We start from the raw sequence: 21,974 nt of genomic DNA on the forward strand, positions 1-21,974 counted from the left end.
ATGACTAGACCAACCAAAACCCGTCGCACGAAGAAAACTGAGAGCGTCGATCTATACCAGAAGGTCACTGACCGTATCGTTGAGGCACTGGAGAACGGCGTGGCGCCATGGAAAAAACCATGGCGCACTGCTGGACGCTACGCCGCAGCGGGTCCGTTACCGGTTAATGCCTTAACCGGTAAGCCTTACCGCGGTGTGAACGTGCTGCTGTTATGGCTGGCCGCAGAGGAAAAAGGATACAGCACCGATAGGTGGGTAACGTATCGTCAGGCGCAGGAGCTGGGCGGTCAGGTTCGCAAAGGTGAAACGTCATCAGAGGCCATTATCTTCAGACCGTTTGAAAAACAGGCTGAGGATGCCAGCGGAAACAAGCTGATTGATTCCGACGGTAAGCCGCTGATGGAATCGCGGGCCATGATAAAGCCTAACTTCCTGTTTAACGTCGAGCAGTGTGACGGTTTACCGGACAGTGTTGCGGCTGTACCGCATGAGTCTCCCGTAGCTGAATACCCCGGTACGATCGACTGGCCGACGGAAAAACGGATATGTGAGATTGTGCATATGGCGGGCGTTAAGGTTGAGTTCAGATTACAGAACCGGGCCTGTTACGCCAGATACACTGATTCCATACTGATGCCGAAGGCGGAACAGTTTTTTACCCATGCCGACTACTTCAGCACGTTGCTGCATGAAGTTGTGCACGCCACCGGCCATGAGTCACGACTGAACCGCGAGGGCATAACCAAACCGTCGAAAAAGTTCGGCGATTCGGTTTATGCGTTTGAGGAGCTGATAGCGGAGATGGGCAGCGCGTTTCTCTGCGCCCAGCTCGGCGTGTTTGGCGATGTTCAGCACGACAGCTACATAAAATCGTGGCTTGAGGTACTGAAGTCGGACAAAAAAGCACTCTTTCGTGCCTGCCGGCACGCGAGAGAAGCGTCAGAGTTTTTACTGCAGTTAGATCAACGTGCGGCTGAAGCTGCATAACACACCAACCCGGCATCGTTAAGTAAACACGTTGCCGTCCCGTGAGGGCATTGTTCCTCACGGGACAGTGCCCTCTTTTTTTTGAAAGAAGAGGAATTAACCATGTCAGACTGGTGCCATAACCGTTTAGAAATCACCGGCAAATCCGCGCTCATCAGCATCATGGAGGAGTGGATCAGCGGTGAAGCCGTACCGCTTTACCGTCACGCCGTCATGCGCAGCATAAAGCTGTTTCTGGCGGGGTGTGGCGGCCTGCTACGCCCGGTTAAAACGGAGTCTTTTCCGCCGTTTCCCGGATTAATGCAGAGCGGAACGGGACAGGGCACGCCAGCCAACCTGGCGTTTGATCAGTGGCTCGGTTTACTGCGCAATGACGTACCGCTTGACGGAGAGCATCTGCGCAAAATTGAGCGGCTTTACCATCAGTCGGGTATCGACGCGATCCGCTGGGACAGTATTCCGGACGTTTCACGCAGACATATCGCGCGACTCATTGAGGAACGCTATGCAGACTGGTTTGGTATTGCCACACTTTCCCGGGAAATCGATCCGGGTCAGTGCTGGGAGCGACTGAGTCAGCTGCCTGAAAGGGCTCAACCCTGCGATATGCTGCAGATAATCCCGACCCGGCTGGCTGCCGAACTGAACGGAAGTGGCGGACTCCTGTCCGGGGCGTCTACGTCCTGCAGCCTCTATTGCCGACAGTACGGTATGGAGTGGCCGGCAGGTCACAATGTCAGCTGGGAACGTGATGGCGTCAGCAGCATAAAACTTGCGTTTGATTCCGCCTGGTTCCCGCCAGCAGCAGAGGTCATCGCGGCACTGTCATCTACCTTTGACTGTGAAATTCGTCACTGGTACAGCGAGCCGGTTCACGATCTTGATGGTTATGACTGTTACGATCGGGGCGAGCACGTCTGCAGTGCTGAGGCGATTATTGACGAGCTGGACGACGGCAGGCCCGGACTTCATCTGGTGCCGGTCGTTGAACCTCATGAACCAGAAAGTGCAATATCCGTTCATCAGGCGGCACAGGTATGAGCGGCAACAGTGAGTACCTTCGCTGCCGCGTTATTTCGACGGCTCACCTCAGCGCAGAAGACAATGCGCTGCTGGATGAAATCACGACTCGTGAAGTCGGTAACGGTGAGTGGGTCCACTATATCGGCGGGGGCTATCTTCTGCGGTTAACCGCGTGTACCGCGTCGGTTCTGCGGCTGAAGGAAGCCGGGCTATCGAAAGAAGCCCGCCGCGTGATCGCTTCACTGATGCGTTCGGATGCCGTGGAAATCCTGATTTTTGAATCAGGGGCTCCGGAGGCGAAAGGATTCACCACGTACAGCTGGTAACCAAAAAAGGCGGGCCGTAAGGCTTGCCTCACACCCTGAGGGGAACACCTCCCCAGGGGCGTGTTCCCCTTTTTTTATGGAGAACACGCATGACTTTTATCAACCATCGCAGCGCATTCCTGAAGATTTTCAACACCACGGCCCGTTATCATCACCGGCACAAGGTGTTTGAGGACTTCGTCAGCTGCGCGGCCATTGCGCTGCACAACGGCGTTGCGCACGATGCAGAGCTGGAAAAGCAGTATCTGAGCATAATTGCCGGCTACGAGAAGGAAGACGTCACCCGGATGGCTGAGTTACTGGGTCACGTCGTGATGGCGCTCGATCAGGAACGTTGTGATTTTCTCGGCAGCGTTTTTATGGAGCTTGAGCTGGGAGATAAGTATCGCGGCCAGTTTTTCACGCCGTGGGACGTATCGCGAATGATGGCATCAGTGCAGCTTTCCGGCATCGATGCGCTGATGCAGGGAAAAGACTTCATTACCCTGCAGGAGCCGGCGAGCGGTGCAGGTTGCATGGTCATCGCCTTCGCTGAAGAGTTTGCTCAGCGCGGTTACACGGTCTCAGAACAGCTGTGGGTGTCGGTGACGGACGTAGATCCGCTGGCCGCCAGTATGTCCTATATACAGCTCTCGCTCTGCGGCATTGCGGCAGAGGTTGTGACCGGAAACGCGCTGACGCTTGAGCGGCGTCGCACGCTTTACACCCCGCTGCACTACACCGCCAGGTGGGCAGCAAAACTCGGCAGCGCAGAGCAACGCGCAGCCTGACCATAACGCCTATCCGGAGGCGTTTTTTTTGCGGGTCAGTATAGAGTTTGCGGTGGATACCGCCTCCCCGACAGGGCATGGTTCATGGCTTGACGCTGACGGAGGTACTGATTACATGCAACCCACGCAGGAGCAGGCACAGATCATCGCCTGGAAAGGCAGGAAACTTGTCGTTACGGCATTTGCCGGTACGGGCAAAACGTCCACGCTTGAAGCCTACGCACTGGCAAACCCCACGGAGCGGATGCTTTATCTCGCCTACAATCGCGCGATCAGGGAGGAGTCTGAGCGTCGTTTTCCTTTTAACGTCGAGTGCAGAACGTTTCATCAACTGGCATGGCCGACGTTCGGGCGGCACTTCCAGGCGCGGCTAACCACGTCTCTTCGCGTAACGGATATTGCGCGGCTGCTCAACACCCGTCACTGGCTGCTGGCACGGACTGCGCTGAACACGCTTAACACCTTTCTGTACAGCGCCGACGGAGAAATCTCATTTCTGCATCTGCCCGATGAGAACGATCGGGGCGGACTGGACGCGGGCAAAATACTCGGAGCTGCACAGGTCATATGGCAAGAAATGACCCGGATAGATTCACATTTTCCGGTGACGCATGACACCTATCTTAAACTTTATCAGCTGTCAGTGCCGGAGCTGAATAAGAAATGGAACGTGATCCTTTTCGATGAAGCGCAGGATGCGAATCCGGTGACCAGTCAGTTTGTTCTCAGTCAGCCCTGTCGCATCATCCTTGTCGGCGATCGTTATCAGCAGATATATCGCTTCAGGGGGGCGGAAAACGCTCTCGTTTCCCCGCAGCTTGAGACTGCAGACAGGCTGTGGCTGACGAACAGCTTCCGGTTTGGTCCGGCGGTCGCAGACGTTGCTAATACCCTGCTTGCCGAGGCGGGGGAAACCCGCCGGATTTGCGGCCTTGGCGGTGAGGACCAGGTAGTACCCGAACTGCCCGCCGGAACCGCACACTGCTGCGTTATCAGCCGGACGGTAGCGGGCGTAATTGGCTCTGCCCTGGTGGAGAGCCTGACGGGTAAAAAGGTGTACTGGGTCGGCGGCATGGAGGGCTACCGCATTGGTGAACTGGAAGATTTGTACTGGCTTTCGGTCGATATGCCCGATCGCATTCAGTCGCCGCAGCTGACGCGTGATTATCGTGACTTTGAAGAATACCGAACCATTGCCAAAGCCACAAAAGATCCGGAAATGGGGCAGGGTGTACGATTGCTGGACATGTACTTTCCACTGCCAATGCTGCTGGCCGTGTTAAAAAAGCAGGCGGTGACGCGCGAAAGCGATGCTGATGTGACGGTCGTGACGGCGCACCGCAGTAAAGGGCTTGAGTGGATCACGGTCAAAATTAACGACGATTTTGTTGATATTACCGATCCCCTTCTTAACCCGCGCGAAAAAGAAGATGAGCTGAATCTTCTATACGTATCGGTGACGCGTGCGCGCAAAATTCTGGTGCCAAATGAGCTGGTATGTATCGTTACCGGCAGCCTCGATGTGCTAAGCGATGAATCTGAAGCACCGGGTGAAACGGAATCTGTGAGCGCAGACGCTGCGATTCATATCAGTGATGAAACCGAATTATCAGGAAGTCAGAATGTTCAGTAAGCTCATGACCATAATATCCGGGGGGAAAACCGCAGATAAACCAGCACAAGCTGGCGGTAAGATTCCGTCGGGATATTTCGCGCCACAGTCAGCCGCAGATCTGTTCTCCTTCCCGCACCGTAAGCTTCTTCTCAGGCAAATCTGGGATAACACGTCTTTGCCGGAAGAAGTTTATAACCGGCTTTACCTCGCACCACTGCAAAGACTCGCTGAGTACGTACAAAACGTGCCGGCCAGCGCTGAAGGCGAATGGAGTAAAGAGGGCGGATACATAGATCTCACCCTGAAATTTACTGCCTGCAGCGTCAGGCTGGCAAAAGGGCATATGTTTCCTCCGGGCGCGGTACCCGAAGAGCAGGCCGCTAAAAACACGCTCTGGAATGCGGTTGTTTTCTGGTCAGCACTTACCGCACATCTGACGCAGCTAACCCGGATTGAGGGGGAGGTGCTGGACGGACAATTCTGGATCCCCGGTATGTTAGCGCCGCGCGCGCCCTATCGATTTCGCATAAGTAATGTAGCCGACTCCAGTACGGCAGCAATGATGGCCGCCAGGCTGTTACCTAATGACGGGCTCACCTGGCTCTGCGGCGATCGCCTGGCCTTGCGGGTAATGGCTTCGCTGGCTGGCGGGGATGGGGCGGCCATGCCGCTTATCAAAGAGATTCTCGACAAAGCGCGAAGCATCAGCGGTTCGCCCGCCAGTTCTTCGCCTGCATTGGCCGCTGCGATGCCGATACCTGAGCCGCAGCTGCCGGCGACGGCTTGCCCTGGCGATATCATCAGTTCTGCCTCTGCACTCGCCGGTATCAAATCTGAAAGTTCGGCGGAGCTGGCCTCCGGTCTCGCTCCAGTGAACGCAGAACACCCGTTAACTGCGGATGACGAAACAGGGTCTTTGCTCTTGGCACTTTCAGAAAACAGCGGCGAAGTAACTGGGCAGCCAGAGGCTACAAAAGCGGCTGATGATGATACGGCCGTCCTTCTCAGCATGTTTGCTGCAGCTGAACCGGCGGACACCGGTGTGGACGAACAGCTGGAAAAATCAGATACGGCTACTTCAGATGACTGTTTGCCTGTTGAGGAAATTAATGAACAGATAATCGCAGTCCCGGATGAAAGCCTGGAACTTATGCCCGATGCAAAGCCGCAGGAGACATTGCCTGTCATTGATTCAATGCTGGAGCAAGCTAATAACGTAAAAGTTTCGTTGGAAAACCCCGTTATTCTCTCTGCACCTGAAAGCAGTGATGTAAATAATCTCGGAGAGCAATTCTTATTATGGCTTAAGGATTCAGTTAATAATAATACGCTTAGCGTAAATGAGAAAAACAGCCTTCTTCATGCAGTGAGCGGGTTTATGTTTATTTCTCTACCGGGTTTGCCCTTCAAATTCATTGAAGCAACAGGCATTGATAATGATCGCAGGGCTGTGCAGGCGTCATTTGAAAAGAACGGCGTATTGCATATGCGCAACGATAAACGTTTTTTCAGGGTGCGCATATATGAAGCTGAAGGTCTGGAAGGTAAATATCAGAAGCGGAGTGGATATTTAGTCCGTCTCGCTTTATTTTATGAGGCAGGAAAGGATAAGGTTAAAGACAGCCGATACATTCTGATTGAAAACTAATGAGGGAACCCGACAGGGTTCCCTCAGGCAATTCAGGCTGGAATAGCATTCTTCACTGCATCAGGAACACTAGGCCTGCCGTTAGTGATGCACGTAGCGGTAAATACCGCTTCTGAGTACACTACATCGTTAACCAGTATTTGCTGAACAAAATTGACGCGACTGCGCTTCTCGTTTGCCTGGAGGGCGCATGTTACCTGCATTTCATCCCCTTTCTGCAGGCTCTTTTTAAAGCGCATCGTGTATTCCAGGATCATGTGAAGGCGTCCTTCAGCGAACTCCTGTTCGAGATCCAGCCCCAGTTCTTCTTTCATAAACGCGTGGCGCGTCCACTCCATGTAGAAGGGATAGTACAGTCCATCCACAACACCCTGAAAATCAACGTGCTTTTCGTCTACGGAATAGGTTTTGGTAAACATCATAAGTCCTTAAAATAGTTCAGCAGTGCAAACCGCATTGGCAGTATCAGATTTTCAAATTCCTTTTGCGAGGTGTCAGCCCCGGTACAGATGTTGAGTGCCATACTCAACTCATTTTCAATTCCATAGATAAAGCTGATGCCGTGATAAATGTTGTGTTGCCGACGTTGTTCATCAATAACATTATTTTTGTCATTGCGGAGAGCGTCATCCCAGACCACTGTACTGACGTCCCCTTTTTTGATTTTTGTCAGCTCAATACCAATTTTAATGAGAAGGCTGTCTTTGTATTTCCCATCGTAATAAAACTTGTTATCCCAGTCCGCATAACCATTGCTCTGATGGGCTGAGATAGTGTTTTTTTCAATTAGCAACGTGGATATATAGGTCGTTTTTTCCAGCTTGTTCAGGAAGTTTATAACCTCTGTGCTGCAGCGATGAAAATTTAGCTTTACCTCTTTTGAATCCACTTCACTCTCCGGCACTCGAGAATATCTTCTTTCTTAATGGCCGTGCTTTTTACACCTTCAATAGTGACATTATCCTCGTCAACTATTTTGACCACCCCAATTACCAAGCCGTTTTTGTGCCTTACATGGCATAGCTTGTTGTTATTAGGGTCCAGAGTTCGCTCATTGGATACAATACAGAACTCTCCGAAACTTATATAAGGCTCGCCGTAGGTACCGCCGACCTGTATGAGTTCAACGTCGGGTATCTGGCGGCTGGCCAGTATGAAAAGGGTATCTTCATCGAGTTGGGTGTATTCAGTGAACTGAGGCGGAAATCCCGCACCCGTCATGATCCAGTCACCTTCAACCTTCAGACCGCTCTCGCTGAAAAAGCCTGCAATCAGATTGATCACATCAATGCGTCGCGGCGGTACGGTACCGCCAGACTCCCAGCGGGTATAAGTCGTGTAGGAGAGGTCAGTATTCTTCTGCTGAACGTAGTTCACCACTTCCTGAGGCGACGTTCCGGTTGCCGCGCGGCAACATTTCAGCCTCTTCTCAATTGTGTCAAGCATGCGTACGCCTTAAGCGAAATCAATACACATGATTCTAAAGGAAAACTTAGTGTTTGTTGTGGGAATAAATACCAATAAATGGGAAATATTTGCACGAAAGTCTTAAGTAATGGTAATATTTAAAGACTTTATAAATAAAACGTTAAAGAATTTCATACTCTTTCATCAGCGCTGGCATGGTTTTCACAAGTCAGGTCAAGTTTCCGCTACTTGCATGATGAGTGTTGCTGCTGAGCATTCGGGATAAATGAGGGCGCCAGAACAGTGGGGCCTGAAAGTAATAATTTGAGTTAAGAAGAAATCCACACTTTGACTTAAGCCGGAGAGACTATGCCCTCAGTAACTGATGCCCAGAACCCTGCACCAATCGTTTACATAGGTCCAGTCAGACGTATGAAAACTGAAAGCTGTGCCGTCAGGCTCACTCAGTCTTCAGGCCGGGTGGTGAGCGCATCAAAAATTGTACAGGGTCTTATTGATCGCTATTTGGACATCTATACAGAAGAGTTAGCGGCTCAATCAGTTAACATCTAGCACCTCATTCTTCAAACGAATGCTAATCCACGTTTATTTGTGGAGGGATCATCTCATGCCTGAAAAACCATTAGTAACAGAAAGTATTCCTTACCATACCGATGCAGAGCAGTGCGTGTTGGGTGCGTTGATGCTCGATAATGAACGATGGGACGATATCAATATCCTGCTTACCGGAGACGATTTCTTCGTTGGCGCCCATCGGGCGATTTTTCGTGCCATGAGTGGGCTGTCGTCCCGATTACAGCCTTTTGACCTTATCACCCTCAGTGAAACGCTGGAAAGCGAAGGCCGGCTCGAAACGGCTGGCGGCTTTGCTTATCTGGCCGAACTCAGCAAAAACACCCCTTCGGCGGCAAATATTCTCTCCTATGCCGGAATTGTTCTCGAAAAGAGCCGGCTCAGACAACTACAAATCATTGGTAACTCTCTTCTGGCAGATATTGGCAGTAGCAGACTGGATTCCCTTAGTGTTGCCGCCCACGCAGAAGATGCGCTTTTCCGGTTGAGTGAGCAGGGACAGCATGCAAACGAGTGCGAAACGGAAATCATGCAGGCGCTGGATCAGCTGCTGAGCAAGCTGGAAGTGGCCACTGCCGCAGACAACGGAATTACGGGCACGCCGACCGGGATGGCTGAGTTTGATTTTATGACATGTGGACTGCAGCCCGGTGATTTAATCATACTCGCCGCGCGTCCCTCCATGGGTAAAACCTCCCTGGCACTCAGTTGGGGCATCGGTGCTTTGCTGAACCGACCGGACGAGAACGTAATCATCTTCAGCATTGAAATGCCCACCGACCAGTTGACCATGCGGATGCTGTCGATGCGCAGCAGGGTAGAGCTTAACAGCCTGCGCAGCGGCAATCTCAGTGACGAAGACTGGGGCAGGATAAGCATGGGTGCACAGGAAATAGCGGACTGGCGGCAACGGCTAATAATTGATGATAACAGCAATCAGACACCTGCTACCCTTCGTACCCGCGCCCGCAGATACGTCCGCAAATACGGCAAACCCTCTCTCATCATGGTGGATTATCTTCAGCTGATGCGCTGTCCGGACATGGAAAACCGCACTCAGGAAATCGCTGAGATATCCCGCTCTCTTAAAGCGCTGGGTAAAGAACTGGGGTGCCCCGTCCTTGCCCTGTCACAGCTCAACCGCCAGGTTGAGCAACGCGCGGATAAGCGGCCCAATAATGGCGATCTTCGTGATTCAGGTGCACTCGAACAGGATGCCGATCTGATTGCGTTTATTTATCGCGATGAGGTTTATCAAGCTGATACGGCACATCCCGGTCAGGCCGAAATCATTATCAGTAAACAGCGGCAGGGGCCGACCGGCACTATCAAAACGCAGTTTGACGGCAAATTTACTCTCTTCAGTGAATATCCTGAAGGAGGATATGACCTAGGTTATGACTTCCGGAGGCCAGCACAGTGAAGAAGGATCAGCAGGTTTTAAGCTCATTGCCAGACCGAGAAAACATCGCCCATGTGTTCACATTGGATCAGTTGTGTACGAATCCCGATAATCCACGAAAAACGCGAAACCCACGTTTTGATGACATCAAGTCGTCTATTCGCGCACGTGGTCTCGAATCCGTACCACTTGTCACCCGCGATCCGCGTCTTCCAGAAGGAATATGGACCTTCAGCGATGGCGGGAACACCCGTTATGCCATTATGCGTGAACTGTGGAACGAAACCGGAGATCCGCGTTTTTACCGGATGACCTGCATGGTGAAACCCTGGGCTGGCCGCTTTCAGTGCCTGACGGGGCACCTGGCAGAAAATGAAACGCACGGACAGCTGACGTTCATTGATAAAGCCCTCTCGGTACAGGATGCCAGGCAGTTGCTTGAACAAGAGAGAGGAAAAAAAGTATCGCTGCGGGAGCTGGCGACTGCTCTGACTGATAACGGGCTTCCCGTCCATTATTCCAGCGTCTGTCGTATGGAAGATGTCGTCAGACATCTTTATCCGTGGATGCCTGAACTTCTGCGCTCGGGTTTTGGCGGGCAGGAACTTCGGCATCTGCTCAAGCTTCGTAAAAGCGCTGAATCAGTCTGGGAAAAGTATCAGGCAGAAAATTTTATTGAAACTGATACAGATTTTACCCCGGTATTTGGCATGTGCTGCAGCAAATTTGACGATCCAGAGCTGTGGTCTCTTGAGATGTTCAGGGATGAGTTAATCGGCGATCTCACGCAAGCGTTTCCCTGCGAAGATCTCAACTACGATGGCTGGCTGCTTGAATTAAAAGGCAGCTCTAAACCTGAAGTTAGTGATCCAGACAAAGACTTCTCGGTCGCTACTGAGGACGAAAATGTGCAGGAAGCCGAATTACTGAAAGTTGGCCATGAAATTCCAATCGGGACTGAACTGCAGCAGTCTGAGCCTGACCAGAACTTTGAAGACACTGCACCCGATTCTCAAAATCCAGTTAACCAGGAGGTACGCGCCGAGAAGCGAAACGGTTGTCTGGATCCTGGTGAACAACCCCGCGTCATCCCAGCTTCTTCCTGTGCTCAACCAGATATTCAGCCACCCCTCGTAAAAGACACGGCTGAAGTTGCTAATCCACATGAACACGCCATAACAGACTCACTGTGGCACGTTAATGCTCTCCAGGACGACATCGACCATCTTCAGAACCTCTCGTGGCGCCTGTGTTGGGAAATTGCCAGCGCCCATGGTTGTGGCGATGATCTTGAACCAGCCTGTGACAGTGAAACTTCACCAGGTTTTCGGATGGTTTCTGCCAGTGAAGCATCTGATGTGGCCATCTTTCTGGCCTCGCTTACCGGCGCATCTCATTATGCCGGAGACGGGAATCTTTTGACTGTTTTGCTGATCGGGTCATTCGAATCAGTTTCACCGCTATTTAATGACGAGCAGACCCTGACCCTCTTCCGACTTATCAGGATCCTTCGTCGCCTCCGCGAACTGCAGCGTTTAAATGCTGCGCCTGTTGTTACTGTCAATGAAGGGTAAACGATGAACACCAACCTCTCTCGCGCCGCTAACGGTTTCCTGCTCGATCTGGTCATGGAGCTGAAAAACGGCTTTATACGCCGCTGCGACAAAATGGGCCTGAATTCTGACGACATTGCCATGCTCAGGGACATGACCGTGGAAGACATTCATTACATTATCAACAGCGAAGTATCCGTGCTGACGTTTGCCATAAACCAGGACAACCTTGCCCGGCTGGTCATGCAGGCAAGACTTGAGCAAACGCGAAAACAGCGTATTGACCGGGCGCTTGCTTTAGGCGGCTCAATCAAACTCATGGAGCATTTTTTCGGGCTGATGAGTAATGACGTTGCAGCGCGTCGCAGGATAGCCGGCATAAAAGTTCGTGCAGGTCGTGGAAGCGTTCTTAGCGATGAACAGAGTACGGAGTTGTGGGAAATCTGGGCGGCCAATGACAATAAAGCACTTCGAAGCGAAACGGATGAGGGGCTGGATTTGATGCTGCTTGCCGCTGAACAAATGGATATTTCTCTCACTGCAGTCTGGAACACTGTTCTCAAGTGGGAGAGTGAAAATCTGACAGCGGCCACGCGGAGAAGAGCATGAGTTTTAACCGACGGAGTGCGTTCACTGTAATCAGATGGGGGCAGGATGCGATTTAAAGAGATCATACCGGGCCTGAAAGCCCCGACGACTGTTCCGGCGTCACTGTCTAAAAAAGCGGTCAGCGCGGTTCAACGATTCTGGCACGGAGAGCGTAACTATAAGCGCCTGAATGAAAACCGGACGGGCTATTACAAGATTGATCTCGGTCCGTTCTGGCGACTGCTCAGCCGTGATGAAGGGCGCACCTGGGAGATGATGAACCATGAGCGCTATAACACGGCTATGCGTAACTGAAGCGTAGTCAGAATGCTGAGCGATGAGCCTTTAGCGGCACATTGCTCAGCATTTTTTTTGTATTCAGAAGGTGAAGTATGACATTACCGGATGACAGCCTTATCCATCAGGCAGTCACAAAATTAACTGATCGGCTGACGGCACGTTTACCGGAAGAACAGAACAGCTTTGTTCGTGGCGGTCTGTTGTTCACGGGTAACATACACGATTCCATGCCGCGCCGGCTGCTTCTTGATCAGCGTCTATCCCCGCTTGATAAAATGGGCTGGATAATTATCCGCTTACACGCTTTGGGCAACGACGGTGCCGTTTTTCCCTCTTATGAAGAATTGCAGCTGCAGCTGGCAACGCCGGGTAAAGGCAGGGCATCAAAAGAGACCATTAGCCGGATACTTCTGATGTTACGCATCACGGGCTGGATCAGCCTCTGCAAACGCGTCAGAGATGAAAAGGGAAGGGTAAGAGGGAATATTTATGCGCAGCATGATGAGCCTTTGTCATTTGCTGATGCAGAAATGTTCGACCCGCACTGGCTTAAAACGGTGGCTGAAGCCTGCCTGAGCAGTAACCGGACCGTCAGCGCCACGGCAAAAACAATCATCAGTGAAATCCGGCTTGATCCCACAATGCTCCATCATCGCAGTCATCTCCAGATGATTGAGGCCCGTCTGGGCTCAGCCCAAAGTCCTGAAGAATTGATCCGCCGTGTCGCACCCGGGCAGAAAGTCCGCTCGCCGGGTTCGGATTCCGAACTCAGCTTAAAAAAGCATGATCCGCAGCCCGGTTCGGATTCCGAACACAGTGAGAGTACCGAAAATGACAGCCGGGTTCGGAATCCGAACAGTTACGTACGTAGTTTTACTAATAATACAGATAAAACATACGTAACCGGTTCGGTTTGCCTGCCAGATGACTTCGCTTCACTGCTGAAACCAGCAGACCGGGACATGGTTAATCGCCAGCTGCAGGCGCTGTCGCCTGAGCGATCTGCCCTGGTGTTGTCGAATGTTATTCGTGCACAGCGTGAAGGCAGCCTGCAAAACCCGCTTGGCTGGTTGCTGACGGTGCTTAAAAGGGCCCGACAGGGGGAGCTTTATCCTGCAGAAAACGTACGAAAAGTACCTGATCACATGAGCCCGTCACCGCGCCCTGAACTGCGCCCTTTTAAGCCTTCCCGCCCTGATAGCCGACAGACGTGCAGTGAAGAGCGCGTAAGAGTAATCGTTCAGAGTCTTCGAATGTCTGTTGGAGCTCAGAGAAATGATTAGGCAGCCAGCGGAGTCACAAAAGCGAGCAGTGTTGCACGGTGCAACAGAGGTTAAAAAGTGAGTAGTGCTGCACCGTGCAACAGAGGTCATTAATAAAGCGTCGCAGGCAGCGAACAAATTTTACTTTTCGAATATCTGGTTTCGAATTGTTTACGGTCCTCTCAGGAATGAGGATCGCCACTTAACTTAAGAAAGCCTTTGCCAATCAGGAGACAGCTATGGCCGAACAGACAACCCCTCAAACAGCGCCCCGGCGATCTGGCGGATTAGTATCCACGCTGACTGTCGAGCTGCATTCGCATTATGCAATCAGGCTCTGGGAAGGGCGCAATCGATCAGATGAGAAATCAAAGGCTGAAAAACGCCCCAAAATTCTGGGGATGCCGGAGGCGATTTCGCGGGCAGGGTTCGCCGGGCGTGATGCAGCGGCCGGCAACCCCTATGGTGATGCGTTGCTGGTCAATCTTGAAGAGGCCATTAAGCTGGCGACTGAGAAGGTGGAAGAGCAAGTCAAAAAGATAGAAATCATTACAGCCGCCATTCCGGCAGGTATCACTATATCTGAAGTGACATCTTCCGAGCCGCTGAACCTCGATGTGTTTAGTCGATCACCTCTGGGCTATCGCTGTGTCTGGCTGTTAGTACATTACGACCAGCTGGCGCTGAAAGCCTTCCGGGCATTCCATTACGGTCTGATCTCCCGTTCACAGCGCGATGATTTCCTCGAAAAAGGGAGTAAAGCGATACGTGTCGTCTATGGGTTGATTCAGAACTACCGGACCGTGCCGGTGACATACGAGGATATCCGCCATAAAACGGCGCGGGGTCTGGCTGCCATAGAGCGTCTGGGTGAACCCGATCCTGCCGTTATGTCAGGCAAAAAACGTTCTTCATTCTCTCCACTTTCTGCCGTTACCTCAGAGGACAATTAATTTGAACCGGATGATGACTTCGGGCGTTATCTGCGCCCTTCTCAGCGGCTGTGCCGGCACTGACTTTGCCAGCATCAATAAAAATATCAGCGATACCGCTTTCAGTATCAGTAAAACCCTGCGCGACAGTGATTCTGATTCCATGGATTCCGGCAACGGTATGCCGGTACTGACAAAAGCATCTGGATCTGGCGGGGAAAGTGCCAGTAAACAGTTCAGCGTGCCGGTAGATATCGATACGGCAGCCGCGCGATTAAAGCGCCACTACGGCTATGTGAGTGCTGATGAAATTGAACGTATTCGTTCCAGAGATCGTAATAGCCGCTGGAGTGCCGCTGCCATCGAGGACGCTCATCCAGTTTGGGAAGCCGTTCCGGGGAGCTCCTATCGCATGGGCAGCGACGTGGGTGACAACGACCATATGGATATCGAGCTTGAAAAGAACGGTTCCGGAACGCGGGTATATGTGACATACAAATCACCCGTGGCATCGCACCTTACCGGCAGCGCTTTCAACAACGTTATGTCTCAGGTCCGTCAGGTTGCTTCTGGTCAGGCACGCTAAAACTGGAGGCCGGCATGCAGCTTTATCTATGTGAAAAACCCTCTCAGGCCAAAGATATTGCCCGCGTGCTGGGCGTCAGCCAGCGCGGCCAGGGGTGTATTACCGGCGGTAATATTACAGTCACGTGGGCAATAGGCCATCTGCTGGAAACGGCCACGCCCGAAACCTATGGCGAGCAGTTTGGTCGCCCGTGGCGCACTGAGGTGCTGCCGATCATCCCGGACCGCTGGCAGATGACCGTCAAGAAAGACACTTCAGATCAGTTTGGCGTTATCAAAAAACTGCTGAAACAGGCCAGTGAGGTAGTCATCGCAACCGATGCCGATCGCGAAGGTGAGGTGATCGCGCGTGAGCTGATGGATTACTGCAATTACACCGGTGCCGTGCGCCGGCTGTGGCTTTCCGCGCTGGATGAGGCCAGCATCAAAAAAGCTCTCAGTGAAATGCTCTCAGGCGACAAGACCGAAAAACTGTATCAGGCAGGTATTGGCCGCTCGCGGGCGGACTGGCTTATCGGGATGAACCTGACGCGGCTTTATACCCTTAAGGCCGGTGAAGCCGGGTTTTCGGAGGTGTTTTCCGTGGGCAGGGTGCAGACGCCCACGCTCGCTATAGTGGTTAACCGGGATCTTGAAATTGCCGGCTTCACACCAAAGCCCTGGTGGAAAGTCAGAGCGCAGCTTGAAAAAGACAGTATCCGTTTTGAGGCTGAATGGGTTGCTGCGGAGCAATACTGTGATGATGAAAAGCGGTGCGTAAATCAGCAGATTGCACAGGCCGTTCAGCAGCTCTGCCTTAAAACCGGGAACGGCAGCGTGATTTCCGTTGAGAAAAAGCGGGCTAAAACGCCGGCACCACTCTGTTTTTCCCTCGGCGATCTTCAGGAAGCCTGCAACAGGAAATGGGGTTTCGGCGCTAATGAGGTGCTGTCTATAGCCCAGTCGCTGTATGAAACGCACAAAGCGACGACCTATCCGCGAACAGACTGCGGTTATCTGCCAGTATCGATGCGGGAAGAGGTCAGTGACGTTCTCCAGGCTGTACAGCATTCTGATCCGGCTATCGGCAGCGAGCTTTCCCGACTTGATACCGCATTTACCTCGCGCGTCTGGAACGACAAGAAAATTACTGCGCACCACGCCATTATTCCGACGCGACAGCCATTCGACATAGCAAAGCTGAACGCAAAAGAGCTCAAAGTCTACTCTCTTATCCGCCTGCACTATCTGGCTCAGTTTATGCCGCTGCAGGAATCCGATGTGACGGATGCCACCTTCAATATCGGTAATCAGCTTTTCCGCACGCGCGGTCGCGTGATGGTTCATGCCGGGTGGAAATCCCTGTTCAGAGGGGAGCTGGCTGAAGAGGAAGAGGGTGATAAGGAATCTGCCGCGCAGCTGCCCGTGCTGGAACAGGGCAATGTCTGCAGCGTCACCGGTGCAGACGTCAAAGATAATGTGACAAAAGCGCCGCCGCACCACACGGAAGGAACGCTTATTGCCGCCATGAAAAACGCCGCCAGCCTGGTCACGGATCCCCAGCTCAGGAAGGTGCTCCGCGATAACGCGGGACTCGGTACGGAAGCAACGCGCAGCGGCGTGCTGGAAACGCTGTTTAAACGGGGCTTCCTGGAGAAAAAAGGGAAATTCATCATTGCCACGCAGATGGCGCGGGAGCTGATCGCTGCTTTGCCAGAGACGCTGACCAGTCCGGGCATGACGGCCCTGTGGGAGCAGGCGCTGGATGACATTGCCCAGGGAAAAAGCGGGCTCAGTGATTTTATGCAAAAGCAAAGCCAGTGGACCCGGCATCTGGTCGAAAAAGGGCGGGACACTGCCTTTAAGGTCACGGTTCCAGTCGGCCCTGTCTGCCCGCTGTGTGGCGGAAAGACCCATCAGCGTAAGAGTAAGGAAGGTAAATTCTGGGGCTGTGTGAAGTACCCGGACTGTAAGGGAATTGTTGGTGAGACAAACCGTAAAACCCGACGCCAGGCTGCGGGGAAAAGCCGGGGCACTGGTAAAGGCCGGAAAAGTCCGGCTTCTGCGCCGGCTACCCTAAATCTGCAGAGCCAGAAAGGTTGACAGTCGTGAAATTTGGCTTAAAAATAAACGTGCTTGTCCGTCGTCTCTGACGACCACCAATGATTAACCGGCCTGAGAGAATCGCCTTCGGGTGGCTGAACATAACACTCCTGTAGCCTGCAAGGGAGAACACATCAGTGTGGTAAATCTGCCCGCCTTTGGAAGCAGATATCGTCAATCACGGCTCCTACTGCCTGGCGATGAAGGTACATTCAACTATCAAGACAGTCAGAATTTAGCTGATTCTGACTCCCCGACGGGAATACTTCTCCCGTCCGGGCAGAAGTTTTCTCCGTCGAACCAAATTTGACCTCCATGGAGAAAACATCATGTCTGTAAACAACACCTCTAATGCCAGTAACACCGGTAAATCTAAAGACTACTTCAACCTGACCATCAACGGACTGGGCTATCTCAGCAACGTTCGCCAGGTCAATGCTCAGTCCGGCACCTTTATCAGCTGCGTTATTAACGCACTGTCAGGTCCGAGCGACAGCCCATCTTATGTGCGTTTTGACGTCACCGTTGCCGGCAAAGAAGCCAGCAGTCTCATAAACCGCTGCCAGAAAGCGGTGGATGAGGATAAGAAAGTGTTGATTGGCTTTGTTCTGAGCAACCCATCAACGGACATTTTTCAGCTGAAAAATGGTGAGCACGCAGGTGAAAGTCGCGTCAGTCTGAAAGCCCGCCTGATCAAGGTGGACTGGGTCAAGATAGGCCAGGACATGGTCTTCAAGACTGAACGCGCCGAACCGCAGCATGCGCAGAGCGCCGCTTCCCAGCAGCAATCCTACGCAGAAAACTCATTCTGATTGTTCACCATAGCCTGCTCTTTTCTGAGCAGGCTTCCCCATATAAGGAGCATACTTATGTACTCACGTGGCGTAAACAAAGTCATTCTCGTTGGCAATCTCGGTCAGGATCCGGAAATCCGCTACATGCCTAACGGCGGCGCTGTCGCTAACATTTCACTGGCAACGTCGGAGTCATGGCGTGATAAGCAGACCGGCGAAAATCGTGAAATCACCGAATGGCATCGCGTTGTGCTGTTTGGCAAGCTTGCAGAAGTCGCCGGCGAATACCTTCGCAAAGGTTCTCAGGTCTATATTGAGGGTCAGCTGCGCACCCGCAAGTGGCAGGATCAGAGCGGGCAGGACAAATACTCGACGGAAGTTGTCGTAAATGTTGGCGGCACCATGCAGATGTTAGGTGGCCGTACACAAAACAGTGACCAGCAGCAGTACAGTGGCAACTGGGGCCAGCCTCAGCAGCCGCCGTCACAGCCAGATTCCGCTCCACAACAGAAAAACAGTGGAAATAACGGAAAAGGTAATCGTGGTTCGCAACGTAACAATGCCGGCCAGCCCACGCCTCAGCAGCCCGCGCCACAGTCGCAGCCTGCAGGAGACTGGGATGATGATATACCGTTCCTCGGACACGGTTACGGCATGGCAAAACACGCTTCATCTTCTCTCTGACTCTTCGCTGCGTTTTGACCGCTGCACTAAATTTCACCATAATCCTTTAAAGGTTACTGACGATGCCTGCCATACTACGGCTGAACGGTTTTCGGTTCTTTTTCTACTCCAACGAAGGCAATCCACGCGAACCCGCTCACATTCATGTGATAAAGGCCGGTACAGAAGCAAAATTCTGGCTGGAGCCGGTTGTAAAACTGGCAAGTAACGATGGATTCGACTCCCGGACGGTAAAAGAGCTGATGACAGTGATAAGGCAACACCAAATCATGCTTCTGGAGGCCTGGAATGATTATTTCAGCTAAGAACGTTCGGTTCGATCATCACATTATGTGGGTCGAACTCTCAGACGAGCGGATAATCGGCGTACCGCTTTCATGGTTTCCCCGGCTTCGCAACGCGTCTGCCGAACAGCTGAAAGATTACGAACTGTCTCCCCGTGGTATCCACTGGGACGCACTGGACGAAGATATCTCAATCGATGGCCTGTTACAGGGGCGCGGTGATGTAACGCACCCGCCTCATCAGGTCGCCTGAAGGTGCTGATTAAAAAACGCTGACTCCGGTCGGCGTTTTTTTTTGAAATCGCAAAAAGAGTTGTTGATAGAAGCATGCCGAAGAGTTGCGCACAGTGAAGCCTGTTCTCACTGTACAGGAACTTTTCAGATGAAATTTAACGCCGTCTTTGCCGCTTTACCGCTTGCGCTGCTGGCGGGGTGCGTTCAGCAGCCCCAGAAGCTGCAGGAGCGGGCACCTGCTGAACCGGTTGCCCCGGTCAGCGTATCCCGCAATATCCAGGCATCCGCTGATGATGTATATGCGCGGACGCCGGAAGTGGTTCGCTACGATCGCTACCTGCTGGTCAGCACGGATCCGCAGGCGGTGCAGCGCGACCCTCTCTCCCAGATTATTGACGTCCGCATCCCCTCATCAGTGCAGCCAACCGTGGCTGACGCCATGCGCTATGCCCTGAAGCAGTCCGGCTATTCGCTTTGTCAGACCGGTCCGGCTAACGGCGTGTTATACCGTCAGCCGCTGCCGGCAGTCCAGTTCCAGCTCGGCCCGATGCGCCTTCGCACCGCGCTGCAGGTACTGGCGGGCCCGGCATGGGAGCTTGAAGTGGATGACGTACAGCGTGTGGTCTGTCACAGCCTGCGCGCCGGTTATCAGTTGCCCGTGACACAGCTGCCGCCGCGTCCTTCCAGCGCCTACGCACCGGCTGCAGGCGCTCCATCTTCTGCCAGTTCCTCTCAGGTGATCGCCCCTCGTCCCATTCAGGCCCAGCCTGCTCACGGAGGGTGGCTGACAAAATGACCACAGAAACTTCCTTCCCTCACGAAAACGCTGATGACGTTGTTCCGTCATCAGGCGGCAGGTTTAGCGCCGTCAAACGCCGGCTGCCGGCTATAGGACTGACCACGCTTTCCGTTGCCGCGCTTGGTCTCGCATTCATATCGCTTCGCGCCGGTGTGTCGCAGGAAAACCGTCTCAGCTACGTCGAGAAGCAGCAAAACGTGGTTTACACCCAGGCACTGGCTAAAACCGATCTGGAACCTCTCCAGGCAAACATCAACACGCAGGCCGAAGCGATAAAAAGGCAGCAGGTTCAGCTCGATGCGGTCCGTAAGTCTCTCGAAGCCTGGTCTGCCAGAGGCTTATCTGAAGCAGTCGGTCAGGTTCGCCATTCGATCGATGAGCTGAATGATTCGCAGACTGCACTGCAGAGCCGTCAGGCTGCACTGGAACAGTCAGTTACCGCACTGCAACACCCGCCTCAGAAAGCCCAACAGGCCACAGCTGAACCCAAAGCGGCAACGCCTGTAAAAAAGCCGGCACCCGCTAAGCCGCACCGTGCAGTCAAAACCGTGGCCCGCAAAGCGCCATTTGTACTGACCGGCGTTGAAAAGCGGGGTACGGAGTCGTTTGCGGCCATCGCGCCGTCGGGATTCAGCTCGCTGGCTGAAATCCGCCTGATCGGCGAAGGCCAGACCGTTAATGGCTGGACACTTGTTCACGCCGGCTACGGGCAGGCGCAATTTCGCGTAAACGGACGCTTAACGACTATCAACGTTCGCTAACGGAGGCGATATGAAGCTAAAAATAGCCAGTCTTGCAGCAATTATGCTCTGCTGCTCTGCGCAGGCCAGCGTTCAGGTTCAGAATTCCAGGGGCGAACCGGTGGATGCGCCGGCGCAGAGCGTGCAGCAAAGCAGCGTGCAGGATCTGAAACAGCAAGCCGGTCAGTGGGGGCTGAGTCAGGACGATTATAAGCGCTTTCAGTCACTGATGAACGGTCCGCGCGGCATTCAGTCACCGGGTCTGGATCCTCTGTCAACGCTGGGTATCGAGGCGCGGAGCCAGGCCGAACGTCGTCAGTATGCTGAGAAGTGGGTTAAGGAAGAGTTTGCGCGTACGCAAAAAGAGCTGGATTTCCAGCGCGAAGTCACCGCCGCATGGAAGCGGCTCTATCCCGAAACGCTTGCGGTAAATATGGGCAACGCAGCCGGCATTGCGCACGACACCGGCGGGCGACTGGCGCTGTTCGTTAAGTCAGCGGGCTGCGGGCAGTGTGACGCCCGGCTGGCAGCGGTATTAGCCGATAACAGGCCGGTTGATATCTACCTTGTAGACAGTCAGGGCGATGACGGGAAACTTCGCGGCTGGGCAAAAGACCATCACATTCCGCTGGACAGGGTGCGCAGCCGTCAGATCACACTGAATCACGACGGCGGTCGTTGGATGCAGTTCGGTAACGGCATCATGCCGGTCGTTCTGCAGCAGGGGGAAGACGGATGGCAACTCGGCGCATTCTGACCGGAGCGGCGCTGCTGCTGCTTTCATGTTCCACGTTCGCCAGTGGCAAACAAGCCGTTCCGGAGGGGTACGTGCGCGTGGCGCAGGCTCACAGCGTGCCGCCTGAATCGCTCTACTCCGTCAGCCTGCAGGAATCATCGCGCAGGCTGCCGCAGGGCGAACGCCCGTGGCCGTGGACCCTCAACGTCGCGGGTAAGGGCTATCGCTATAAAACCCGTCTAGAAGCCTGGCAGGCGCTGCAGGTGTTCATGAAAACGAACTCACTGAAGCGCATCGATGTCGGTATCGCCCAGGTTAATCTCGGCTGGAACGGCCAGCGTTTTACGTCAACCTGGGAGGCGCTGGATCCATACGTGAATCTCAATGCCGCTGGCGCCATCCTGCGCGAGTGCTGGGACCGGAAACCCGGAAGCTGGCTAGATGCCGCCGGCTGCTATCACCATCCCGCAGGCGGCGCACCCGCTGCCCGCTATCGCGCCTTCGTTAAAAGCAAGCTCGCCATGCTCCAGTCCTCGCCGCATCTGCCGGCGGCTACCGCAGTTGAACAGACAGCGTCCGCATCGGTGCCGGATAACGGCCTCATCTGGATAGATCCACGGAGTCAGTGA

General features: G+C 53.3%; 25 protein-coding genes. 22 read left to right on the forward strand and 3 right to left on the reverse strand.

Going from position 1 to position 21,974, the window contains the following annotated elements:
• The 6 genes from WFL93_RS22460 to WFL93_RS22485 all read left to right on the forward strand — a co-directional run bounded on the left by WFL93_RS22460 (window position 1) and on the right by WFL93_RS22485 (window position 6,369).
• Complete coding sequence (locus WFL93_RS22460) at window positions 1-987, forward strand: ArdC family protein (protein WP_049852752.1); 987 nt, start codon at window positions 1-3, stop codon at window positions 985-987.
• A 102-nt stretch (window positions 988-1,089) separates the two neighbouring features.
• The gene (locus WFL93_RS22465) at window positions 1,090-2,028 is read left to right on the forward strand and encodes a DUF1281 domain-containing protein (RefSeq protein WP_336779068.1); all 939 of its coding nucleotides are present in this window, start codon (window positions 1,090-1,092) and stop codon (window positions 2,026-2,028) included.
• Window positions 2,025-2,336 carry a DUF5983 family protein gene (locus WFL93_RS22470; RefSeq protein WP_049852754.1) on the forward strand — a complete coding sequence of 104 codons (312 nt, stop codon included), beginning with the start codon at window positions 2,025-2,027 and terminating at the stop codon, window positions 2,334-2,336. Before WFL93_RS22465 ends, WFL93_RS22470 begins: the two co-directional genes overlap by 4 nt.
• A gap of 89 nt (window positions 2,337-2,425) precedes the next feature.
• Window positions 2,426-3,106, forward strand: coding sequence for an N-6 DNA methylase (locus WFL93_RS22475; RefSeq protein ID WP_049852755.1), 681 nt, complete (start codon window positions 2,426-2,428; stop codon window positions 3,104-3,106).
• A 115-nt stretch (window positions 3,107-3,221) separates the two neighbouring features.
• The gene (locus WFL93_RS22480; protein ID WP_049852756.1) at window positions 3,222-4,739 is read left to right on the forward strand and encodes a UvrD-helicase domain-containing protein; all 1,518 of its coding nucleotides are present in this window, start codon (window positions 3,222-3,224) and stop codon (window positions 4,737-4,739) included.
• Window positions 4,729-6,369, forward strand: coding sequence for a TraI domain-containing protein (locus WFL93_RS22485; RefSeq protein WP_049852757.1), 1,641 nt, complete (start codon window positions 4,729-4,731; stop codon window positions 6,367-6,369). The genes WFL93_RS22480 and WFL93_RS22485 overlap by 11 nt, the downstream gene beginning before the upstream one ends.
• A 32-nt stretch (window positions 6,370-6,401) precedes the next feature.
• Here the strand turns inward: WFL93_RS22485 and WFL93_RS22490 are convergent, their stop codons facing one another.
• The 3 genes from WFL93_RS22490 to WFL93_RS22500 are packed head-to-tail and all read right to left on the reverse strand — an operon-like array spanning window position 6,402 to window position 7,815.
• The gene (locus WFL93_RS22490; protein WP_049852758.1) at window positions 6,402-6,788 is read right to left on the reverse strand and encodes an acyl-CoA thioesterase; all 387 of its coding nucleotides are present in this window, start codon (window positions 6,786-6,788) and stop codon (window positions 6,402-6,404) included.
• Entirely contained in the window at window positions 6,788-7,258 is a 471-nt protein-coding gene (locus tag WFL93_RS22495) for a hypothetical protein (protein ID WP_049852759.1), read from the reverse strand. The genes WFL93_RS22490 and WFL93_RS22495 overlap by 1 nt, the downstream gene beginning before the upstream one ends.
• Window positions 7,240-7,815 (reverse strand): hypothetical protein, encoded by a 576-nt coding sequence (locus WFL93_RS22500; RefSeq protein ID WP_007885455.1) that lies wholly within the window; start codon window positions 7,813-7,815, stop codon window positions 7,240-7,242. The genes WFL93_RS22495 and WFL93_RS22500 overlap by 19 nt, the downstream gene beginning before the upstream one ends.
• A 589-nt stretch (window positions 7,816-8,404) precedes the next feature.
• Here WFL93_RS22500 and dnaB-PI point away from each other — a divergent pair.
• From dnaB-PI to WFL93_RS22580, 16 genes are all read left to right on the forward strand, one after another.
• The gene (gene dnaB-PI / locus WFL93_RS22505) at window positions 8,405-9,793 is read left to right on the forward strand and encodes an SPI-7-type island replicative DNA helicase (protein WP_336779069.1); all 1,389 of its coding nucleotides are present in this window, start codon (window positions 8,405-8,407) and stop codon (window positions 9,791-9,793) included.
• The gene (locus WFL93_RS22510; RefSeq protein ID WP_049852761.1) at window positions 9,790-11,346 is read left to right on the forward strand and encodes a ParB family protein; all 1,557 of its coding nucleotides are present in this window, start codon (window positions 9,790-9,792) and stop codon (window positions 11,344-11,346) included. Before dnaB-PI ends, WFL93_RS22510 begins: the two co-directional genes overlap by 4 nt.
• A 3-nt stretch (window positions 11,347-11,349) precedes the next feature.
• On the forward strand, window positions 11,350-11,934 hold the full coding sequence (locus tag WFL93_RS22515) for a DUF2857 domain-containing protein (RefSeq protein WP_049852762.1): 585 nt from the start codon (window positions 11,350-11,352) through the stop codon (window positions 11,932-11,934).
• Window positions 11,935-11,979: 45 nt separating this feature from the next.
• Window positions 11,980-12,228, forward strand: coding sequence for a ParE family toxin-like protein (locus WFL93_RS22520; RefSeq protein ID WP_049852763.1), 249 nt, complete (start codon window positions 11,980-11,982; stop codon window positions 12,226-12,228).
• Window positions 12,229-12,305: 77 nt separating this feature from the next.
• The gene (locus tag WFL93_RS22525) at window positions 12,306-13,496 is read left to right on the forward strand and encodes an STY4528 family pathogenicity island replication protein (protein WP_049852764.1); all 1,191 of its coding nucleotides are present in this window, start codon (window positions 12,306-12,308) and stop codon (window positions 13,494-13,496) included.
• Between the two features lie 218 nt (window positions 13,497-13,714).
• On the forward strand, window positions 13,715-14,428 hold the full coding sequence (locus WFL93_RS22530) for a PFL_4669 family integrating conjugative element protein (RefSeq protein ID WP_049852765.1): 714 nt from the start codon (window positions 13,715-13,717) through the stop codon (window positions 14,426-14,428).
• Window positions 14,429-14,438: 10 nt separating this feature from the next.
• Window positions 14,439-14,993, forward strand: coding sequence for a hypothetical protein (locus WFL93_RS22535; protein ID WP_049852766.1), 555 nt, complete (start codon window positions 14,439-14,441; stop codon window positions 14,991-14,993).
• A 14-nt stretch (window positions 14,994-15,007) separates the two neighbouring features.
• Window positions 15,008-17,074: a DNA topoisomerase III gene (locus WFL93_RS22540; RefSeq protein ID WP_049852767.1), complete on the forward strand. Its 2,067-nt coding sequence runs from the start codon at window positions 15,008-15,010 to the stop codon at window positions 17,072-17,074.
• 329 nt (window positions 17,075-17,403) lie between these two features.
• Window positions 17,404-17,886 carry an STY4534 family ICE replication protein gene (locus WFL93_RS22545; RefSeq protein ID WP_049852768.1) on the forward strand — a complete coding sequence of 161 codons (483 nt, stop codon included), beginning with the start codon at window positions 17,404-17,406 and terminating at the stop codon, window positions 17,884-17,886.
• Window positions 17,887-17,943: 57 nt separating this feature from the next.
• Window positions 17,944-18,552, forward strand: a complete 609-nt coding sequence (locus tag WFL93_RS22550) for a single-stranded DNA-binding protein (protein ID WP_336779070.1) — start codon at window positions 17,944-17,946, stop codon at window positions 18,550-18,552.
• Between the two features lie 62 nt (window positions 18,553-18,614).
• The gene (locus WFL93_RS22555) at window positions 18,615-18,857 is read left to right on the forward strand and encodes a DUF4160 domain-containing protein (RefSeq protein WP_049852770.1); all 243 of its coding nucleotides are present in this window, start codon (window positions 18,615-18,617) and stop codon (window positions 18,855-18,857) included.
• Window positions 18,841-19,089, forward strand: a complete 249-nt coding sequence (locus tag WFL93_RS22560; protein WP_007885438.1) for a DUF2442 domain-containing protein — start codon at window positions 18,841-18,843, stop codon at window positions 19,087-19,089. Before WFL93_RS22555 ends, WFL93_RS22560 begins: the two co-directional genes overlap by 17 nt.
• Window positions 19,090-19,218: 129 nt before the next feature.
• Window positions 19,219-19,866: a PFGI-1 class ICE element type IV pilus protein PilL2 gene (pilL2, locus tag WFL93_RS22565; protein ID WP_277977992.1), complete on the forward strand. Its 648-nt coding sequence runs from the start codon at window positions 19,219-19,221 to the stop codon at window positions 19,864-19,866.
• Window positions 19,863-20,630, forward strand: coding sequence for a DUF2275 domain-containing protein (locus tag WFL93_RS22570; protein WP_336779071.1), 768 nt, complete (start codon window positions 19,863-19,865; stop codon window positions 20,628-20,630). The genes pilL2 and WFL93_RS22570 overlap by 4 nt, the downstream gene beginning before the upstream one ends.
• A gap of 10 nt (window positions 20,631-20,640) precedes the next feature.
• The gene (locus tag WFL93_RS22575) at window positions 20,641-21,366 is read left to right on the forward strand and encodes a TIGR03759 family integrating conjugative element protein (protein WP_336779072.1); all 726 of its coding nucleotides are present in this window, start codon (window positions 20,641-20,643) and stop codon (window positions 21,364-21,366) included.
• On the forward strand, window positions 21,345-21,974 hold the full coding sequence (locus WFL93_RS22580; protein ID WP_049852774.1) for a lytic transglycosylase domain-containing protein: 630 nt from the start codon (window positions 21,345-21,347) through the stop codon (window positions 21,972-21,974). The genes WFL93_RS22575 and WFL93_RS22580 overlap by 22 nt, the downstream gene beginning before the upstream one ends.

The organism is Pantoea sp. USHLN256, from assembly GCF_037149875.1.
Lineage (GTDB): Bacteria > Pseudomonadota > Gammaproteobacteria > Enterobacterales > Enterobacteriaceae > Pantoea > Pantoea nemavictus.

Coding starts and splice junctions, on each gene's coding strand:
- WFL93_RS22570 (WP_336779071.1), top strand. CDS start 19,863: ATGACCACAGAAACTTCCTTCCCTCACGAAAACGCTGATGACGTTGTT.
- WFL93_RS22480 (WP_049852756.1), top strand. CDS start 3,222: ATGCAACCCACGCAGGAGCAGGCACAGATCATCGCCTGGAAAGGCAGG.
- WFL93_RS22555 (WP_049852770.1), top strand. CDS start 18,615: ATGCCTGCCATACTACGGCTGAACGGTTTTCGGTTCTTTTTCTACTCC.
- WFL93_RS22485 (WP_049852757.1), top strand. CDS start 4,729: ATGTTCAGTAAGCTCATGACCATAATATCCGGGGGGAAAACCGCAGAT.
- WFL93_RS22490 (WP_049852758.1), bottom strand. CDS start 6,788: ATGTTTACCAAAACCTATTCCGTAGACGAAAAGCACGTTGATTTTCAG.
- WFL93_RS22460 (WP_049852752.1), top strand. CDS start 1: ATGACTAGACCAACCAAAACCCGTCGCACGAAGAAAACTGAGAGCGTC.
- WFL93_RS22475 (WP_049852755.1), top strand. CDS start 2,426: ATGACTTTTATCAACCATCGCAGCGCATTCCTGAAGATTTTCAACACC.
- WFL93_RS22530 (WP_049852765.1), top strand. CDS start 13,715: ATGGCCGAACAGACAACCCCTCAAACAGCGCCCCGGCGATCTGGCGGA.
- WFL93_RS22560 (WP_007885438.1), top strand. CDS start 18,841: ATGATTATTTCAGCTAAGAACGTTCGGTTCGATCATCACATTATGTGG.
- WFL93_RS22535 (WP_049852766.1), top strand. CDS start 14,439: ATGATGACTTCGGGCGTTATCTGCGCCCTTCTCAGCGGCTGTGCCGGC.
- WFL93_RS22525 (WP_049852764.1), top strand. CDS start 12,306: ATGACATTACCGGATGACAGCCTTATCCATCAGGCAGTCACAAAATTA.
- dnaB-PI (WP_336779069.1), top strand. CDS start 8,405: ATGCCTGAAAAACCATTAGTAACAGAAAGTATTCCTTACCATACCGAT.
- WFL93_RS22470 (WP_049852754.1), top strand. CDS start 2,025: ATGAGCGGCAACAGTGAGTACCTTCGCTGCCGCGTTATTTCGACGGCT.
- WFL93_RS22520 (WP_049852763.1), top strand. CDS start 11,980: ATGCGATTTAAAGAGATCATACCGGGCCTGAAAGCCCCGACGACTGTT.
- WFL93_RS22465 (WP_336779068.1), top strand. CDS start 1,090: ATGTCAGACTGGTGCCATAACCGTTTAGAAATCACCGGCAAATCCGCG.
- WFL93_RS22545 (WP_049852768.1), top strand. CDS start 17,404: ATGTCTGTAAACAACACCTCTAATGCCAGTAACACCGGTAAATCTAAA.
- pilL2 (WP_277977992.1), top strand. CDS start 19,219: ATGAAATTTAACGCCGTCTTTGCCGCTTTACCGCTTGCGCTGCTGGCG.
- WFL93_RS22515 (WP_049852762.1), top strand. CDS start 11,350: ATGAACACCAACCTCTCTCGCGCCGCTAACGGTTTCCTGCTCGATCTG.
- WFL93_RS22500 (WP_007885455.1), bottom strand. CDS start 7,815: ATGCTTGACACAATTGAGAAGAGGCTGAAATGTTGCCGCGCGGCAACC.
- WFL93_RS22575 (WP_336779072.1), top strand. CDS start 20,641: ATGAAGCTAAAAATAGCCAGTCTTGCAGCAATTATGCTCTGCTGCTCT.
- WFL93_RS22540 (WP_049852767.1), top strand. CDS start 15,008: ATGCAGCTTTATCTATGTGAAAAACCCTCTCAGGCCAAAGATATTGCC.
- WFL93_RS22580 (WP_049852774.1), top strand. CDS start 21,345: ATGGCAACTCGGCGCATTCTGACCGGAGCGGCGCTGCTGCTGCTTTCA.
- WFL93_RS22550 (WP_336779070.1), top strand. CDS start 17,944: ATGTACTCACGTGGCGTAAACAAAGTCATTCTCGTTGGCAATCTCGGT.